Here is a 17,276-nt window from a genome sequence, read left to right on the forward strand (position 1 = left end):
TAGACTCGGAGAGCGATGAGCAGCCTCTTTGACGACAGCTTCCTGGCGAACCTCCAGGCCCCCCGCGGCCATGACGAGGAACCTCCGCCGCCGCCCGAGGACGAGCACGCTCCGGAGTCGATTCCGGACGATCTGTTCGGCGGGAAGTTCGACGTGCCCCCGGACCGGGACGCCTACTACCGCGACGGCGCCGCCCGCCCGGCCCTGGACCCGGCCGCCCTCCTGGAGGGGCTGAACGACAACCAGCGGGCGGCCGTCGTGCACGCCGGCTCCCCGCTGCTCATCGTGGCCGGCGCCGGTTCCGGCAAGACGCGCGTGCTCACCCACCGCATCGCCCACCTGCTCGGCGCGCGCCAGGTGCACCCGGGCCAGATCCTCGCGATCACCTTCACCAACAAGGCCGCGGGCGAGATGAAGGAGCGCGTCGAGCACCTCGTCGGCCCGCGCGCGAACGCGATGTGGGTGATGACCTTCCACAGCGCCTGCGTGCGGATCCTGCGCAGGGAGAGCAAGAAGCTCGGCTTCACCTCCTCCTTCTCGATCTACGACGCGGCCGACTCCAAGCGCCTGATGGCCCTGGTCTGCCGGGACCTGGACCTCGACCCCAAGCGGTTCCCGCCGAAGTCGTTCAGCGCCCAGGTCAGCAACCTCAAGAACGAGCTGGTCGACGAGGAGGACTTCGCCGCCCGCGCGAGCGACGGCTTCGAGAAGACCCTCGCCCAGGCCTACGCCATGTACCAGTCGCGGCTGCGCGAGGCGAACGCCCTCGACTTCGACGACCTGATCATGACGACGGTCAACCTGCTGCGCGCCTTCCCGGACGTCGCCGAGCACTACCGCCGCCGCTTCCGGCACGTCCTGGTCGACGAGTACCAGGACACCAACCACGCCCAGTACGCCCTCGTGCGCGAGCTGGTCGGCACCGGCGAGCCCGACCTGCCCCCCGCCGAGCTCTGCGTCGTCGGTGACGCCGACCAGTCGATCTACGCCTTCCGGGGCGCGACGATCCGCAACATCCTCCAGTTCGAGGAGGACTACCCGAACGCGACGACGATCCTCCTGGAGCAGAACTACCGCTCCACGCAGACGATCCTGAGCGCCGCCAACGCGGTCATCGAGCGCAACGTGTCCCGCCGCCCGAAGAACCTGTGGACCAACGCGGGCGCGGGCGCCCGGATCACCGGCTACGTCGCCGACACCGAGCACGACGAGGCGCAGTTCGTCGCCGAGGAGATAGACCGTCTGACGGACGCGGGCGAGGCGAAGGCGGGCGATGTCGCCGTCTTCTACCGCACCAACGCGCAGTCCCGTGTCTTCGAGGAGATCTTCATCCGGGTCGGCCTGCCCTACAAGGTGGTCGGCGGCGTCCGCTTCTACGAGCGCAAGGAGGTCCGGGACGTCCTGGCCTACCTGCGGGTGCTCGCCAACCCGGAGGACTCCGTCCCGCTCCGGCGCATCCTCAACGTCCCCAAGCGCGGAATCGGCGACCGCGCGGAGGCGATGATCGACGCCCTCGCCCAGCGCGAGAAGATCAGCTTCCCGCAGGCACTCAGGCGCGTCGACGAGGCGTACGGCATGGCCGCGCGCTCGACGAACGCGGTCAAGCGGTTCAACACGCTGATGGAGGACCTCCGTACGGTCGTGGAGTCCGGCGCCGGACCCGCCACGGTCCTGGAGGCGATCTACGAACGCACCGGATACCTGGCCGAGTTGCAGAACTCCACGGACCCGCAGGACGAGACCCGCATCGAGAACCTCCAGGAACTCGCCTCCGTGGCGCTGGAGTTCGAGCAGGAGTCCGGCGAGGGCGAGGAGTCCGGCGGGCTCGCCGACTTCCTGGAGCGGGTGGCCCTGGTCGCCGACTCCGACCAGATCCCCGACGACGACGAGAACGGCGACGGCGTCATCACCCTGATGACCCTGCACACCGCCAAGGGCCTCGAATTCCCGGTGGTGTTCCTGACCGGCATGGAGGACGGCGTCTTCCCGCACATGCGTGCCCTCGGCCAGACCAAGGAGCTGGAGGAGGAACGCCGGCTCGCCTACGTCGGCATCACGCGCGCGCGGGAGCGGCTGTACCTCACGCGGTCGGCGATGCGCAGCGCCTGGGGCCAGCCGTCGTACAACCCGGCCTCGCGCTTCCTGGAGGAGATCCCGGGCGCGTATCTGGAGTGGAAGCGGACCGGGGCGATGGCACCGGTCTCCTCCGGGCCCGCGGCCGGCGTGGCGGCCTCGCTCTCCTCGACCCGCTCGCGCTCCTCGGCGTCGGGCGCGTCCGGCTTCGCCACCCGGCGGACCTCGGAGCAGCCGGTGGTCTCGCTGGCGGTCGGCGACCGGGTCACCCACGACCAGTTCGGCCTCGGCACGGTCGTCGCGGTGAAGGGCACGGGCGGCAACGCGGAGGCGACGATCGACTTCGGCGAGGCCAAGCCGAAGCGGCTGCTGCTGCGGTACGCGCCGGTGGAGAAGCTGTAGGGGAGAGGGAAGAGAAGAGGTAAGAAGGGCCCGGTCAGGTCGGGTCGAGCCCGTGGCTGCGCAGCCACGGCAGCGGGTCTATGGCGGCGCCGCCGGCCGGCCGCACCTCGAAGTGCAGGTGCGGTCCTGTCGAGTTGCCGGAGTTCCCGGAGTACGCGATCGGGTCGCCGGCCTTCACCGTCGTACCGGCGGCGACGCGGTAAGACGAGAGGTGGCAGTACCACGTCTCCGTGCCGTCCTTCGCCGTCACGATCATCATGTTGCCGTAGGCGCTGTTCCACTTGGTGGAGACGACGCCGTCGGTCGCGGCCATCACCGTCGTGCCGTAGGAGACCGGGAAGTCGATGCCGGTGTGGACGGACATCCAGTTGACGCCGGCCTGGCCGAAGTAGGCGCTGAGCCCCCGCTGCGTGACCGGAAGCGCGTACTTCGGGCGCAGCCGCTCCTTGCGGGCCGCCTCCGCCGCCGCTTTCTTCTTCTCGGTCTCCTGCTGGGTCTTGAGGTCGATGCGCTCCTGCGTCCGGCTGGCCCGGTCGGCGAAGTCGTCGGCGCCCGCCGAGAGCGTCCTCAGCTGGGCGTCCAGCTTGCTGTTGGCGGCGGACGGTTTCACCGACTGCGCGTCCGAGGCCGAGGCGGTGGTGTCCTTGCCGTCGCCGGTCAGGCCGTTGACGGAGGCGGCGGCGATCCCGGCGACGCCCATCACACACACGGAGGGCACCGCGACGGTCAGCAGCGCGGACCGCTTGGGAGGCGTACGGCGACGGGAACGCGCCCCCGCGCGGGAACCGGCGCGAGTCGCCGACGGGGCCGGGCCGGCCGGGGTGACCTCTTCCTGGTCGTCCAGCAGTGGCGTTACTGCGGGCAGCTCACCGGTCGAGGCCGACTCCGCGTACTGCCCGTGCTCCGCGTGCTCCGCGTACTCCTCGAAGTCCCCGTACGGCTCGTGCTGTTGCGCGTGTTCGGGCTCGGGCTCGTATTCGGGCTCGGGCTCGTGTTCGGGGAGCTGTGCCGGGGTGCCGTCGGAGTTCCACTGCGTGGCGTCGTACACGCCGGTGTCGAAGGCCTGGGTGCCCCACTCCCACTGCTGGGTGGCGCCGGCCATGCCCGACTGGTCGGGCTGGAGCCAGGCGTTCGCGTCCCAGTGGCCGCTGGTGTCGGCGGCCGTCCCCTGTGCCGGGACGGTCCACGCGGTGCTGTCGTAGGCGCCGGAGTCGTAGGCGGCGTGGTGCTGGGCCGCGTACGGGTCGTAGTTCGGCGTCTGGCCGCCGGCGGTCTGCCACTGCGTGGTGTCGTACGCCCCGGTGGCCTGGCCCTGGCCCTGGCCCGGGAGGCTGCCGAAGAGCGGGTCGCTGTGGAAGGCGGTGCCGGTGGCGGTGTGGTCGCCGTACGTGGTGAAGTCGCCGTACTGGGCTTCCTGGGTGCCGTAGGGCGCGTAGTGCGCCGGATCGGCGTCGGAAGCCGGGGCCGGGGTGGTCATGGTCCCCGACGGGTGACGGTCGTTCACCAACTTCTCTTTCGCCTCGACAACAGGGGCTGCCAGAGCAGTGCGGCGACTGTACCCGGCGGTATGCGGGCGCGACAATCTTCAACAGGTTTCGCTGTTTCGGGAAACGGGCATTCGGCCGTGTTTCGGGGGACGACGGGCGCGGGTTTGGCCTTGTGTTCGAGGATTGTTCGAGGCGAGTGGGTTCTTCGGCGCTCCGTGAACCGCCCTCGGGCCGCTTTCGAACCGTCCTCGGGCCGCCCTCAGGCCACCGTCAGACCGCCCGCGGTCCGCTCCTCCGCGTGTGTTTCGTCGAGGGCCTGTCGTATACCGGTCGCGATCGCCGGGTGGACGGGCAGGGCGAGGTGGCCGATCCCGGTCACCCGCACGTTCGTCGCCATGAGGTCCGGGTGGTCGACGCGGGCTGTCTCCACCGGCTCCATCAGCGAGTCGAGGTCGCTCCAGAAGCTCACGAACCGGGTACGGCAGCCGGGCGCGGGCCGGGTCAGCTCCTCGATGACCTCCGAGCCGGGGCGCATCTGCCGCACGATCGGGTGCGCGTCCGCCAGCGGCGCCACCCGGGTCCCGGAGTGCGGGGTGCCGAGCGTCACCAGGGTGCGGACGCGCAGGTCACCGCCGAGGCACTGGACGTAGTAGCGCGCGATCAGCCCGCCGAGGCTGTGCCCCACGATGTCGACCCGGCCGCTGCCGGTGCGCTCGCAGATCTCCTCGATGTGCCGGCCGAGCAACTCCGCGGCGGTACGGATGTCGCAGGTCAGCGGCGAGTAGTTGAGCGACTCGACGCGCTGGCCGCCGTGCTGGGCGAGGGCGCGGCGCAGCAGGACGAAGACCGAGCGGTTGTCGATGAAACCGTGCAGCAGCACGACCGGCGGGGCCGCCCGGACCGGCAGCCGGGCCGTGCCGTCGAGCTCCGGCGACGGTACGGAGGGCACGGCAGGGCGGCGCTCGGGGGTGAGGCCGGTCGGGTAGAGCAGCAGATGCCCGGCCAGGATCGCGGCCTCCAGGGCGGTCGACTTCAGGAGGGCCAGCGACAGGCCGGTGAGCCTGCTCGGCAGGAAGCGGCGGCAGATCGGGAGGAACGGCTCCAGCAGTACCTCGGTGACCTTCATCGGCCGACCTCCTGTCGGCACGCCGAGGACAGCTCCGTCCCCCGTGTGCCCTCATGGGGAGACCGGGCGGAGGCGGCGGGGGCGGCGGGCCGCGACGACGTGCCGCGTCGCATGCCGTACCGTCCCCGCGGACCACGCTGCGGCTCCCTGACGTGTCCCGCTGTGTGTGATTTCCCCCTCTGTAACCTCCGCGAAACTGCCGGTTGCGGGATGCTGGAGATAACGTTCGTTCACTTGAGGTGGGTGGCGGAACGCGCCGAATGTGCGGTACTTCTCGGTACGAATGGATGTTGGCGTGTTCGTTTCGTGGTCATGGAGGCAGTGATGGGTGTGGCAGCCGGTCCGATCCGTGTGGTGGTGGCCAAACCGGGGCTCGACGGCCACGACCGCGGGGCCAAGGTCATCGCGCGGGCGCTGCGCGACGGGGGCATGGAGGTCATCTACACCGGGCTCCACCAGACGCCGGAGCAGATCGTCGACACGGCCATCCAGGAGGACGCCGACGCGATCGGCCTCTCCATCCTCTCCGGTGCCCACAACACCCTCTTCGCGGCGGTCCTCGACCTCCTCAAGGAGCGTGAGGCCGAGGACATCCTCGTCTTCGGCGGCGGCATCATCCCCGAGGACGACATCGCCCCTCTCAAGGAGAAGGGTGTCGCCGCGATCTTCACGCCGGGGGCCACGACGGCGTCGATCGTGGAGTGGGTGCGGGAGAACGTGCGGCAGCCGACCCAGGCGTAGGCCGCGTTCGCGGGGGGCCGACTTCAGGGTGCGGGGCGTGTGTCGTCCGCGGCGCCGTCGTGGTTGGGCGCGCAGTTCCCCGCGCCCCTATGGGGCGCTGTTGTTCAGCTCTGTGAGCATGGCTGCCCGCAGTCTCAGTGTTGTCATCAGGCGTTGGAAGGCTTCCGCCCAGTAGCCGCCGGCTCCCGGTGAGGCGTCCTCGCGTTCGTCCGGGACGGTGAGGAGTGCGTCGAGGCGGCCGGCTTCCGCGGGGTCGAGGCAGCGCTCGGCCAGGCCCATCACCCCGCTGAAGCTCCACGGGTAACTCCCCGCGTCCCGGGCGATGTCGAGGGCGTCCACCACGGCCCGGCCGAGCGGCGCGGACCACGGTACGGCGCACACGCCGAGCAGCTGGAACGCCTCCGACAGGCCGTGTGCCGCGATGAAACCGGCCACCCAGCCGGCCCGCTCCCCGTCCTCCAGCGTGCCCAGCAGCTTGGCCCGCTCGGCCAGGGACACCGCGCCCGGACCGCCCGCCTCCGGTGCCGCCGGCACCCCGAGCAGCGCTCTCGCCCACCCGGCGTCCCGCTGCCGTACGGCGGCCCGGCACCAGGCCGCGTGCAGCTCGCCCTGCCAGCCGTCCGCCACCGTCAGCGCCACGATCTCCCGGGGCGTGCGGCCGCCGAGCCGGGCCGGCCAGCAGGAGAGCGGGGCCGCCTCCACCAACTGCCCCAGCCACCACGACCGTTCGCCGCGTCCGGTCGGCGGCTTGGCCACGACGCCGTCGCGCTCCATCCCCGGGTCGCACTCCGGCGGGGCCTCGACCGCGATCACGGGCCCGTTCCCGGTGTGGTCGACCGCCACGCACGCTCCCGCCCGTACCGCCATCCGCCCGGCGAGCGCCGAGCCGGGCAGCGCGGACAGCAGCTCGGCCGCCGTCGTCCGCACGTTGCGGCTGCGGTCCGACAGCGCCTGCTCCAGGAACGGCTCGTCCCCGGCGGCCAGTCCCGTGCGCAGCGAGTCGAGGAACATCAGCCGGTCCTCGGCCCGCTCCGTCGCCCAGGTCCCGGCCAGCAGCTCGCGCGCCGCCTCGGGCGCACGGGCCCGCAACGCGGCCAGCAGGGCCACCCGCTCGGCGAACAGCCCCTCCTGCCAGAGCTGCCGTATCGCGTCGGTGTCCTCGGGGCCGGGCAGGGCCGCCCCGCCGCCCGGGGCCGCGCGCAGGGCGAACCGCCAGTCCTGGTTGAGCCGGGCCAGCCACAGCGCGCGCGGTCCGGCGAAGGCCAGCGCGGCGGGCCGCAGGTCGGTACGGCCGCGGGCCGCGTCCAGCAGCGCGGGCAGCGCCTGCGGGGGTGCGGCGAACCCGCGTGCGTTGGCCGCCGCGAGCCACTGCGGCAGCAGCTCCATCAGGTCGGGCGAGGTGCCCCGGCGGCCACCGGCCGCGGCGCCGGGGCGGTCGGACAGCAGCATCGCCAGTCTGCGTGCCGCGGCGGCCGGCAGCGCGGGGCGCGGGTCCCCGGGGGCCGGTTCGGGGCGGCGCGCGGCCGGTGCCGGACGCAGCCCGGCCCGCCGCCGCACGGTCGCCACGGCCGCCTCGTCCAGCAGGGCCACCGGAGCCTCGCGCCCCGGCCCGCCGGTCACGGGCGGCCGCCGGTCCGTGCCCAGCAGAGCCGTGGTGACGAGATCCTCCCAAGCGGTCACGGGGTTCCCCTTCCACGGGATCCAGGAGTTCTGCGAGTTCTACTGGTCGTGCTGGTTCCGATAGCTCTGCGCGTCGGTTCGGGTGTCGGCCGGGTCAGCACAGCGGTACCGCCTCGCCCGCCTGTTCCGGCCAGGCCGTCAGCGGGGTGAAGCCGCGGTGGCCGCACTCGCCGAAGACCGTGACCGGGGCGCCGCCCGAGAGCGCGACCAGCCGCCACAGACCCGGCCCGGAACGGGCGCCGGGCGTCAGTGGCAGCGCCGACTCGGCCTCGGCGTCCGCCAGTTGCCAGGAGTCGCCGTCGGGGACCGGCACGACCCGGTCGAGTGTCACCGGCACCGAGTCCAGCCACGGGTCGTCGCGCAGTGCCTCCCCGTACCGGGCCGCCGCCTGTGCCGTCGGCATGCCCGGCGGCCGTGCCGGCAGGGGCGCGGGTGCGGCGAACCGCTCGCCCAGCGCCGCCCGGTGCTGCCCCGCGCCCGGATAGGCGGACAGCTCCGCGTCCAGGGCGAGCCCGACGGGCAGCGCCAGCTCGGGGGCGCGGCCGGCCGCGCCGTAGGAGAGGAGCAGTGCCGTACGGCCCGATTCGGCGCCGTGCAGCCAGATCCGGCGGGTCGTCAGCTTCGGGTCCGCCGTGTCGTACTGGGCGAGGACCAGCCAGCGGTCGCGGACCGGCGCGCCGTCCGCCTGGGCGGGCAGCCCGATGCGGGAGCGGACCGTGGCCGCGAGGCCCGCCGGGAGCCGGTCGCGGCGCAGCCAGCCCTGGTCGAGGAGGTGCAGCAGCGCGCACTCCTCGAGGAGCCGCACCGGCCAGCCGGGACCGGAGCCCGGTATCGCCCCCAACTCCCGCACCCGCGCGGCCAGTCCGGGAGCCTGGGCGTCGACCATGCGGGCCGCCGTCTCCTCCCACAGGCCGTACCCCGCCTGCTCGGCCGCGGCCAGGCCGCCGCGCAGCAGGTCGGACAGCCGCTGCTCCAGCTCCGTGGCGCCCGCCGTGACCCGCTCGGCCCGCTGCTCCGCCCGGCGCCGGGCCGCCTCGGGATCAGCGGCGGCCGGGGAACTCCCGGCGCCGGCCGGCCGTTTGTCCTCCGCGCGCCTGCGCCGGCCCGCGATCCACTGCTCGGCCCAGTCGGGCGGCTCCTGCGCCCCGGGCACCGCGTCGTCCCCGCCCGCCCAGAGCAGGAGCAGGCCCAGGGCGTGCTTGCAGGGGAACTTCCGGCTCGGGCAACTGCACTTGTACGCGGGCCCCGCCGGGTCGGCGACGTCCACGATCGTCTGGTACGGCTTGCTGCCGCTGCCCTTGCACAGTCCCCATACCGTCCCCTCCTCGCCACTTCCGGCTCCGGACCACGGCCCCGCCGCTCCGAGCCTGCTTCCCGCCTTGCGTGACGCGGCGTCAGGCGCCAAGGCCAGCACCTGGTCCGCACTCCAGCGCACCCCCTGCTGAGTCATGCCATCGAAGGTAGATCCCGCCACTGACAATCGCCCCGGCGAGCGTGTCTGTGCAGGTCAGAGCGATTGTCAGTGGCGTGGTGCACGGTGGACACCAGATCCGAACCGGCCGAGCTGGAGGGGGCCTCAGCCATGACTGTGTCCGTGGAACCGACCGACCCGACGACCGACCCGACGGCTGATCCGACGACCGATCCGACGACCGTCGAGAGCGCGCTGCGACCGCACGCCGAGCACGCCTTCGCCGCCGAACTCGCGGCACTGGCCGCACAGGACGACCGGCCGCGCCCGGCCCGCTGGCGGCTGTCGCCGTGGGCGGTGGCCACCTATCTGCTGGGCGGCACGCTGCCGGACGGCACGGTGATCACACCGAAGTACGTCGGCCCGCGCCGCATCGTCGAGGTCGCCGTCACCACCCTCGCCACCGACCGCGCCCTGCTCCTGCTCGGCGTGCCCGGCACCGCCAAGACCTGGGTCTCCGAGCACCTGGCCGCAGCCGTCAGCGGCGACTCGACGCTGCTGGTGCAGGGCACGGCCGGCACCCCGGAGGAGGCGATCCGCTACGGCTGGAACTACGCGCAGCTGCTCGCCCACGGCCCCAGCCGGGACGCCCTCGTGCCCAGCCCCGTCATGCGGGCCATGGCCGAGGGCATGACGGCCCGGGTCGAGGAGCTCACCCGGATCCCCGCCGACGTCCAGGACACGCTGATCACGATCCTGTCCGAGAAGACCCTGCCCATCCCCGAGCTGGGCCAGGAGGTGCAGGCGGTGCGCGGCTTCAACCTGATCGCCACCGCCAACGACCGCGACCGGGGCGTCAACGAGCTCTCCAGCGCCCTGCGCCGCCGCTTCAACACCGTGGTGCTGCCGCTGCCGGAGAGCCCGGACGCCGAGGTCGACATCGTCGCCCGCCGCGTCGACCAGCTCGGCCGCTCCCTGGACCTGCCGGCCGTGCCCGAAGGCATCGAGGAGATCCGCCGGGTCGTCACCGTCTTCCGTGAGCTGCGCGACGGCGTCACCGCCGACGGCCGCACCAGGATCAAGTCGCCGAGCGGCACGCTCTCCACGGCCGAGGCGATCTCCGTCGTCACGGGCGGCCTCGCCCTGGCGGCCCACTTCGGGGACGGCGTGCTGCGGGCGGGTGACGTCGCGGCCGGCATCCTCGGGGCCGTCGTCCGCGACCCGGCCGCAGACCGGGTCGTCTGGCAGGAGTACCTGGAGACGGTCGTGCGCGAGCGGGACGGCTGGAAGGACTTCTACCGCGCCTGCCGCGAGGTGAGCGCGTGAGCGACGACACGGCGTGGCGGCGGTCGCCCGGCCCCGGGCCCCTGCTGCTGGGGGTACGCCACCACGGGCCCGGCTCCGCGCGGGCGGTGCGGGCCGCGCTGGACGCCGCCCGGCCGCGGGCCGTGCTGATCGAGGGACCGCCCGAGGCCGACGCGCTGGTCCCGCTGGCCGCCGACCCGGAGATGCGGCCACCGGTCGCGCTCCTCGCGCACGCCGTGGACGAGCCCGGCCGCTCCGCGTTCTGGCCGCTGGCCGACTTCAGCCCCGAATGGGTGGCGCTCCGCTGGGCCCTGGAGCACGGGGTCCCGGCCCGCTTCATCGACCTGCCGGCCACGCACACGCTGGCCTGGGAGCGGCAGGACGACCCGGGCGAACCGGACGACGGACCTGACGGATGCGACGGACCTGACGGATCCGACGGCGGGCAGCGGCGGGTCCGGGTCGACCCTCTCGCCGCGCTCGCCGAGGCCGCCGGTCACGACGATCCCGAACGCTGGTGGGAGGACGTCGTCGAGCACCGGGGCGGGGACGGGGAGCGGGACGTGTTCGCGCCGTTCGCCGCGGTGGCGGAGGCGATGGAGGCGCTCCGCGAGACGTACGGGGGCGGAGGCCGCGACCGGGATCCCGTGCGGGAGGCCCACATGCGGCTCCGGCTGCGCGCCGCGCAGCGGGAGTTCGGGGAGCGGGTCGCGGTGGTGTGCGGGGCGTGGCACGTGCCGGCGCTGCGCGCGAGGACCACCGTCGCCGCCGACCGGGAACTGCTGAAGGGGCTCCCCAAGGTCAAGGCGGACATGACCTGGGTGCCGTGGACGAACCGCCGGCTGGCCCGGGCGAGCGGCTACGGCGCGGGCATCGACTCGCCCGGCTGGTACGGGCATCTGTTCCGCGCCCCGGACCGGCCGCTGGAGCGGTGGCTCACCAAGGTGGCCGGACTGCTCCGCGAGGAGGGCCGGATCGTCTCCTCGGCCCATGTCATCGAGGCGGTGCGGCTGGCCGAGACGCTCGCGGCGATGCGGGGCCGCCCGCTGCCCGGCCTCGGTGAGACGACCGACGCGGTGCGGGCGGTGCTCTGCGAGGGCTCGGACGTCCCGCTGGCGCTGGTGCACGACCGGCTGGTGGTCGGGGACGTGCTGGGAGAGGTGCCGGAGGCGGCGCCCGCGGTGCCGTTGCAGCGGGACCTGACCCGGGAGCAGCGCCGGCTCCGGCTGAAGCCGGAGGCACTGGAGCGGGAGCTTGAGCTCGACCTGCGCAAGGAGACCGACGCCGGGCGCAGCCGCCTGCTGCACCGGCTGCGGCTGCTCGGCGTCGAGTGGGGCGAGCCCGCGCAGTCGCGGGGGAGCACGGGCACGTTCCGGGAGACCTGGCGGCTGCGCTGGGAGCCGGAGCTGTCGGTACGGGTGGCCGAGGCCGGCGTGTGGGGGACGACCGTCGAGGGCGCGGCGACCGCCAGGGCCGAGGCCGACGCGGGGCAGGCGGGCGCCCTCGCCGACGTCACCGCTCTCGCCGAGCACTGCCTGCTCGCCGGGCTGCCGGACGCCCTGCCGGTGGTGATGCGGGCGCTCGCCGACCGGGCCGCGCTGGACACGGACGTCGGCCATCTCGCCCAGGCCCTGCCGGCCCTGGTCCGCTCCCTGCGCTACGGCGACGTCCGGGGCACCGGCACCACCGCGCTCGCCGAGGTCGCCGCGGGTCTCGCCGAGCGGGTCTTCGTCGGACTCCCGCCGGCCTGTGCCGCCCTCGACGCGGACGCGGCCGACGAGATGCGCGGCCATGTGGACGCGGTGCACACGGCGGTGGGGCTGCTCGGGGAGACGTCGGCGCAGGCCGGATCCGGCCACCCGGACCTCCGCCTCCGCTGGCGGGCCGTGCTCCGCACGCTCTCCGGGCGGGACACCGTGCCCGGGGTGCTGCGCGGGCGGGCCGTGCGGATCCTGCTGGACGAGGGGGAGCTGGGGCCCGAGGAGGCGGCGCGGCTGATGGGGCTGGTGCTCTCGCCGGGAACCCCACCGGCGGACGCCGCCGCCTGGATCGAGGGGTTCGTCGGCGGGAGCGGCGGGGGCGGGATGCTGCTGGTCCACGACGAGCGGCTGCTCGGCCTGGTCGACGCCTGGCTGACCGGCGTGCCGGCGGAGGCGTTCACGGACGTGCTGCCGCTGCTGCGCCGGACGTTCTCGGCGTACGAGCCGGGAGTGCGCCGGACGATCGGCGAACTGGTGCGCCGCGGCCCGGGGGAGCGGCGCCGGGGCGGAGCGGGGCAGGCCGACGGCACACCGGGATTCGGCGCCGAGCCGGACCCCGGGCGCGCCGACGCCGTACTGCCGGTGCTGCGCCTGCTGCTCGGCCTCGGCGACGGGGAGGACGCGACGGAATCGGACGACGACCTTGTGGGGGCGGGGAGATGACCACGGACGTGACGGACGCGGGTACCGACACCGGCAGCGGCGACACCAGCGCCGGCGCCGACTCAGGAGATCCCGCGCGGGAGCGGCTGCGGCGGTGGCGGCTGGTGCTCGGGGGTGAGGCCGCCGACGGGACCGGGTGCGCGCTGTCGGGGCGGGACGCGGCGATGGACGGGACGCTGGCCGCGCTGTACGGGAAGGGGGACAGACCGCAGTCCGGGCGGGAGCGCTCGGCGGGGCTGGGGGCGTCGGCGCCGTCGGTGGCGCGCTGGCTCGGCGACATCCGGACGTACTTCCCGTCCTCCGTCGTCCAGGTCATGCAGCGCGATGCCATCGACCGGCTCGGGCTGGCCTCGCTGCTGCTCGAACCGGAGATGCTGGAGGCGGTGGAGGCGGACGTGCACCTGGTCGGCACCCTGCTCTCGCTCAACAAGGCGATGCCGGAGACGACGAAGGAGACGGCCCGGGCGGTCGTGCGCAAGGTCGTCGAGGACCTGGAGAAGCGGCTGGCCACCCGCACCCGGGCCACCCTCACCGGCGCCCTCGACCGCAGCGCCCGGATCAGCCGCCCGCGCCACCACGACATCGACTGGAACCGCACGATCTCGGCCAATCTCAAGCACTACCTGCCGGAGTACCGCACGATCGTGCCGGAGCGGCTCGTCGGGTACGGCCGGGCGTCGCAGTCGGTGAAGAAGCAGGTGGTGCTCTGCATCGACCAGTCCGGATCGATGGCCGCGTCGGTGGTGTACGCCTCCGTCTTCGGGGCGGTGCTGGCGTCCATGCGGTCGATCGACACCCGGCTCGTCGTCTTCGACACCGCGGTGGTCGATCTCACGGACCAGCTGGACGACCCGGTGGACGTCCTGTTCGGCACCCAGCTCGGCGGCGGGACGGACATCAACCGGGCACTGGCGTACTGCCAGTCGCAGATCACCCGGCCCGCGGAGACCGTCGTCGTCCTCATCAGCGACCTCTACGAGGGCGGGATACGCAACGAGATGCTGAAGCGGGTCGCGGCGATGAAGGCGTCGGGGGTGCAGTTCGTGGCGCTGCTCGCGCTGTCGGACGAGGGCGCGCCGGCGTACGACCGGGAGCACGCGGCCGCGCTCGCGGCGCTGGGTGCACCGGCGTTCGCGTGCACGCCTGACCTCTTCCCCGAGGTGATGGCGGCGGCGATCGAGAAGCGGCCGATTCCGGTGCCGGACCCCCTGTGACGACCGCACCCGGAGGGTGACTTGTCGACTCGGTGATGTCCGGCTCGGGCGCCAAAAGGGACATGAGTACCCATCGGTAACAGGGGGCTTGCGCACCCTCGGGAGTCCCGTGCAAGGATCGAAGTCTCCACTGGTCTTTCACCGGCCTTCACGCCGTTGGACCCCTTCTGCTCTGTTCCGCCGCACGGGAGGATCCTCCCCGTCTTGACCTCGCCAGCCGTTCTGTCCGGTGCCGCCGTACGCGTGTTGCGTACGGCGCCGGCACGGCGTGCGCTGCAACTGGCGCTGCTGGTCGGCGGAGTGCTCGCGCTCGGCTTCCTCTGCGGGCAGCAGGCGCAGGCGGCCGAGGGGGCGGCGTCGACGCCGTCGCTGACGTCGGCAGTGACGTCGACGTTGACGTCGGCGGTGCCCCACAAGCTCGCGCCGCACCCGGAGCCGGGGGCGGCGCGAAAGCCCGTCGCCGAGGCCGTGCCGGTGGTGGACGGCGTGGGCGAAGTCGTCCGGTCCGTCACCGGCACAGTGAGCGACACGGTGACCGGGACCGTGACCTCTCCCGTCGTCTCGGCCCTCACCGAGACGCTCACCGAGACGGTCACCGAGACGGTGCGGCAGGTGACCGGGGGGCTGTCCGGCGTGCCGGTGGTGCAGGTGCCGGAGCTCCCCGTCGTCTCCGCCCCGCCGGCCGAGTCGGCCCCGGCACCGGTGACGCCGGCGCCCGGCCCCACGCAGGCGCAGCCGCGGACACCGGTCACGCACGACGCCGGGCGCGAGAAGCCCCGTACGGAAACGGACGCGGCGGGCCCCGCCGCGTCGTACGGGCCGCGGATCGCCGCCCTGGCCTTCGCCTCCGGCGAGGTGACGCACGCCGACGGCCACCGGGTCGACCGGGCCGGCCGTGCCGTCGACGCGCCCGCCCGCCCCGCGCCCGCCGGTGACCCGGACGGCGCACTGGGCAAGGCGGCGGTGGACGGCACCGCCTCCCGGCACGGCGACGCGTACGCCGTGACCTTCGCCGACCGGGCGCCGCTCAGGCTCGCGCCCGCTGCCGCCGCGCGGCTCGACGCGGCCGGGACCCGGGACAGGTACCGGGACATCCCCCTCTTCCCCGGCTAGGACCGGCGACCCCCTTCCCCGCCACGGACCTGCCGCGCGGGGGCGGAACAGGTCTGCCCGTCCGTCCGGACCCCGCGGATCCCTCTCCTGGACTCCGTGAACACGCCTCGGTTCCCCTGCCGAGCGCTCCGGGCGGCGATGTCCCCAGCCGCGCTTCCGGCCGCACCGGAAGCTCTCCCGGCTCCGTCCGCACGTGCTGAACGTGCCGGAGCCCCGAAGGACTGACACACGTATGAACGAGTACATCGGCCGTTCCACGATCACCTCCGCCGGTGGGAGCTGGGCGTTTGCGTTCGGCCGGCCCGCGGCGGCCGGCGCCGTGCAGCCGCCCGCCGGGCCGGGCCGGGCGGACCGGATCCGCGGCGCCCAGGCCATCCAGGGCGCCCGTGCGGCCCGCGCCGCGACGGCCACGGCCAAGGCGCAGGCCACCGCCCGAGCCCACGCCCAGGCCCTCCAGAACCGCGCGGAGGCCATGCTCGCGGCCACCGAGACGGCCCCCGGCCGCTTCCCCGGCCGCCCGGCCGTCACCCCCACGACCCCATGAGCTTCACGACCGCATGAGCTCCACGACCGCATGAGCTCCACGACCCCATGAGCTCCACGACCGCATGACCCCATGACTCGGAGGTCGGCCGTCGGGCGCAGGCCCGTGCGACCGGCTCTCCGCGACTCCGTGGGCGGTCCGGTACGGGCGGCCGAACGCCGTCGGTCCGTCCGGCCGGAATCCCACGGTCTCGGGGCGGCCCTCCCCCCTGGGGCGGGGCGCGGCCGCCCGGCCCGAGGACGCAGGAAGTCCTCGGGGCCTTGGGGCCTCACCGGGCCAACCCCAGCCCGGTGAGGCCTCGCACTTCGCACGCAAGACGGCACGCCGTGCCACGAGAACCCCGGATACCCGGCATCATGTGACAGGTATCACCGCTCAGGTGTGACTCCCGATTTAGAGACCCCCAGCGAGCGGCGATAATCTGCGAGACGGACATGCCGCGCGCTCGGACACCGTGTGCGCACCCCTTGTGACACATTGCGGACGTCACGTTGCCCTTCGCGGCACGCCCACGCATCCAACGAACCGCGAGATCACTGATAGGGACGGAAGCGCGTGGACCTGTTCGAGTACCAGGCGAGGGACCTCTTCGCCAAGCACGATGTACCGGTGCTGGCCGGTGAAGTCATCGACACGCCTGAGGCGGCGCGCGAGATCACCGAGCGGCTGGGCGGCAAGTCCGTCGTCAAGGCGCAGGTGAAGGTCGGTGGTCGCGGCAAGGCCGGTGGCGTCAAGCTGGCCACCTCCGCGGACGAGGCCGTCGCCCGTGCGACGGACATCCTCGGCATGGACATCAAGGGCCACACGGTCCACAAGGTGATGATCGCCGAGACCGCCCCGGAGATCCTCGAGGAGTACTACGTCTCCTTCCTCCTCGACCGTGCCAACCGCACCTTCCTCTCCATCGCCTCCGTCGAGGGCGGCATGGAGATCGAGGAGGTCGCGGCCACCCGCCCCGAGGCCGTCGCCCAGACCCCGATCAACGCGATCGACGGTGTGGACCTGGCCAAGGCCAAGGAGATCGTCGCCGCCGCGAAGTTCCCGGCCGAGGTCGCCGACAAGGTCGCCGACGTGCTGGTCACGCTGTGGGACACCTTCATCAAGGAGGACGCCCTCCTCGTCGAGGTGAACCCGCTGGCGAAGGTCGCCTCCGGTGACGTCATCGCCCTGGACGGCAAGGTGTCGCTGGACGACAACGCCGAGTTCCGCCACGCGGACTGGGCGGAGCTGCACGACAAGGCCGCGGCCAACCCGCTGGAGGCCGCCGCCAAGGAGAAGAACCTCAACTACGTCAAGCTCGACGGCGAGGTCGGCATCATCGGCAACGGCGCGGGTCTCGTCATGAGCACCCTGGACGTCGTCGCGTACGCCGGTGAGAACCACGGTGGCGTCAAGCCCGCCAACTTCCTGGACATCGGCGGTGGCGCCTCCGCCCAGGTCATGGCGAACGGCCTGGAGATCATCCTGGGCGACCCCGACGTCAAGTCGGTCTTCGTCAACGTCTTCGGTGGCATCACCGCCTGCGACGAGGTCGCCAACGGCATCGTGCAGGCCCTGAAGCTCCTTGAGGACCGCGGCGAGGACGTCTCCAAGCCGCTCGTCGTCCGCCTCGACGGCAACAACGCCGAGCTGGGCCGCAAGATCCTCACCGACGCCAACCACCCGCTGGTGCAGCGCGTCGACACCATGGACGGCGCCGCCGACAAGGCCGCCGAGCTGGCAAACGCCGCCAAGTAAGCACTCAGGACGAGGACACA

12 protein-coding genes are annotated in these 17,276 nt (G+C 73.4%); 8 read left to right on the forward strand and 4 right to left on the reverse strand.

Annotation, left to right across the window (positions count from 1 at the left end):
• Window positions 1-15: 15 nt before the first annotated feature.
• Entirely contained in the window at window positions 16-2,475 is a 2,460-nt protein-coding gene (gene pcrA / locus ACGF5O_RS43305; protein ID WP_393815442.1) for a DNA helicase PcrA, read from the forward strand.
• A gap of 34 nt (window positions 2,476-2,509) precedes the next feature.
• On the opposite strand, the gene ACGF5O_RS43310 is transcribed toward pcrA, so the two are convergent.
• Together ACGF5O_RS43310 and ACGF5O_RS43315 are read right to left on the reverse strand one after the other, a co-directional pair.
• Window positions 2,510-3,979, reverse strand: coding sequence for a M23 family metallopeptidase (locus tag ACGF5O_RS43310; protein WP_393815443.1), 1,470 nt, complete (start codon window positions 3,977-3,979; stop codon window positions 2,510-2,512).
• Window positions 3,980-4,221: 242 nt separating this feature from the next.
• A complete protein-coding gene (locus ACGF5O_RS43315) occupies window positions 4,222-5,088 on the reverse strand; it encodes an alpha/beta fold hydrolase (protein ID WP_393815444.1) in 867 nt (288 codons plus the stop codon).
• Between the two features lie 324 nt (window positions 5,089-5,412).
• Here ACGF5O_RS43315 and ACGF5O_RS43320 point away from each other — a divergent pair, with 324 nt between their 5' ends.
• On the forward strand, window positions 5,413-5,829 hold the full coding sequence (locus ACGF5O_RS43320; protein ID WP_393815445.1) for a cobalamin B12-binding domain-containing protein: 417 nt from the start codon (window positions 5,413-5,415) through the stop codon (window positions 5,827-5,829).
• A gap of 87 nt (window positions 5,830-5,916) precedes the next feature.
• Here the strand turns inward: ACGF5O_RS43320 and ACGF5O_RS43325 are convergent, their stop codons facing one another.
• Together ACGF5O_RS43325 and ACGF5O_RS43330 are read right to left on the reverse strand one after the other, a co-directional pair.
• Window positions 5,917-7,530, reverse strand: coding sequence for a DUF5691 domain-containing protein (locus tag ACGF5O_RS43325; RefSeq protein ID WP_393815533.1), 1,614 nt, complete (start codon window positions 7,528-7,530; stop codon window positions 5,917-5,919).
• A gap of 73 nt (window positions 7,531-7,603) precedes the next feature.
• Window positions 7,604-8,959 carry an SWIM zinc finger family protein gene (locus ACGF5O_RS43330; RefSeq protein WP_393815446.1) on the reverse strand — a complete coding sequence of 452 codons (1,356 nt, stop codon included), beginning with the start codon at window positions 8,957-8,959 and terminating at the stop codon, window positions 7,604-7,606.
• A gap of 132 nt (window positions 8,960-9,091) precedes the next feature.
• Between ACGF5O_RS43330 and ACGF5O_RS43335 the strand changes: the two genes are divergently transcribed.
• The 6 genes from ACGF5O_RS43335 to sucC all read left to right on the forward strand — a co-directional run bounded on the left by ACGF5O_RS43335 (window position 9,092) and on the right by sucC (window position 17,256).
• On the forward strand, window positions 9,092-10,246 hold the full coding sequence (locus ACGF5O_RS43335; RefSeq protein WP_393815447.1) for an AAA family ATPase: 1,155 nt from the start codon (window positions 9,092-9,094) through the stop codon (window positions 10,244-10,246).
• On the forward strand, window positions 10,243-12,648 hold the full coding sequence (locus ACGF5O_RS43340; RefSeq protein ID WP_393815448.1) for a DUF5682 family protein: 2,406 nt from the start codon (window positions 10,243-10,245) through the stop codon (window positions 12,646-12,648). The genes ACGF5O_RS43335 and ACGF5O_RS43340 overlap by 4 nt, the downstream gene beginning before the upstream one ends.
• Complete coding sequence (locus ACGF5O_RS43345; RefSeq protein ID WP_393815449.1) at window positions 12,645-13,862, forward strand: VWA domain-containing protein; 1,218 nt, start codon at window positions 12,645-12,647, stop codon at window positions 13,860-13,862. The genes ACGF5O_RS43340 and ACGF5O_RS43345 overlap by 4 nt, the downstream gene beginning before the upstream one ends.
• 204 nt (window positions 13,863-14,066) lie before the next feature.
• Entirely contained in the window at window positions 14,067-14,975 is a 909-nt protein-coding gene (locus ACGF5O_RS43350) for a hypothetical protein (protein WP_393815450.1), read from the forward strand.
• A gap of 232 nt (window positions 14,976-15,207) precedes the next feature.
• Window positions 15,208-15,519, forward strand: a complete 312-nt coding sequence (locus tag ACGF5O_RS43355) for a hypothetical protein (protein ID WP_393815451.1) — start codon at window positions 15,208-15,210, stop codon at window positions 15,517-15,519.
• 555 nt (window positions 15,520-16,074) lie between these two features.
• Window positions 16,075-17,256, forward strand: a complete 1,182-nt coding sequence (gene sucC, locus ACGF5O_RS43360; RefSeq protein ID WP_362592044.1) for an ADP-forming succinate--CoA ligase subunit beta — start codon at window positions 16,075-16,077, stop codon at window positions 17,254-17,256.
• Window positions 17,257-17,276 lie beyond the last annotated feature (20 nt).

It is taken from the genome of Streptomyces sp. NPDC048291 (genome assembly GCF_043201715.1).
Taxonomy (GTDB): domain Bacteria; phylum Actinomycetota; class Actinomycetes; order Streptomycetales; family Streptomycetaceae; genus Streptomyces.

Bases quoted from the DNA above. Each gene is read 5' to 3' on its own strand.
- pcrA (WP_393815442.1), top strand. From the start codon at position 16: ATGAGCAGCCTCTTTGACGACAGCTTCCTGGCGAACCTCCAGGCCCCC.
- ACGF5O_RS43315 (WP_393815444.1), bottom strand. From the start codon at position 5,088: ATGAAGGTCACCGAGGTACTGCTGGAGCCGTTCCTCCCGATCTGCCGC.
- ACGF5O_RS43320 (WP_393815445.1), top strand. From the start codon at position 5,413: ATGGGTGTGGCAGCCGGTCCGATCCGTGTGGTGGTGGCCAAACCGGGG.
- ACGF5O_RS43330 (WP_393815446.1), bottom strand. From the start codon at position 8,959: ATGACTCAGCAGGGGGTGCGCTGGAGTGCGGACCAGGTGCTGGCCTTG.
- ACGF5O_RS43335 (WP_393815447.1), top strand. From the start codon at position 9,092: ATGACTGTGTCCGTGGAACCGACCGACCCGACGACCGACCCGACGGCT.
- ACGF5O_RS43345 (WP_393815449.1), top strand. From the start codon at position 12,645: ATGACCACGGACGTGACGGACGCGGGTACCGACACCGGCAGCGGCGAC.
- ACGF5O_RS43355 (WP_393815451.1), top strand. From the start codon at position 15,208: ATGAACGAGTACATCGGCCGTTCCACGATCACCTCCGCCGGTGGGAGC.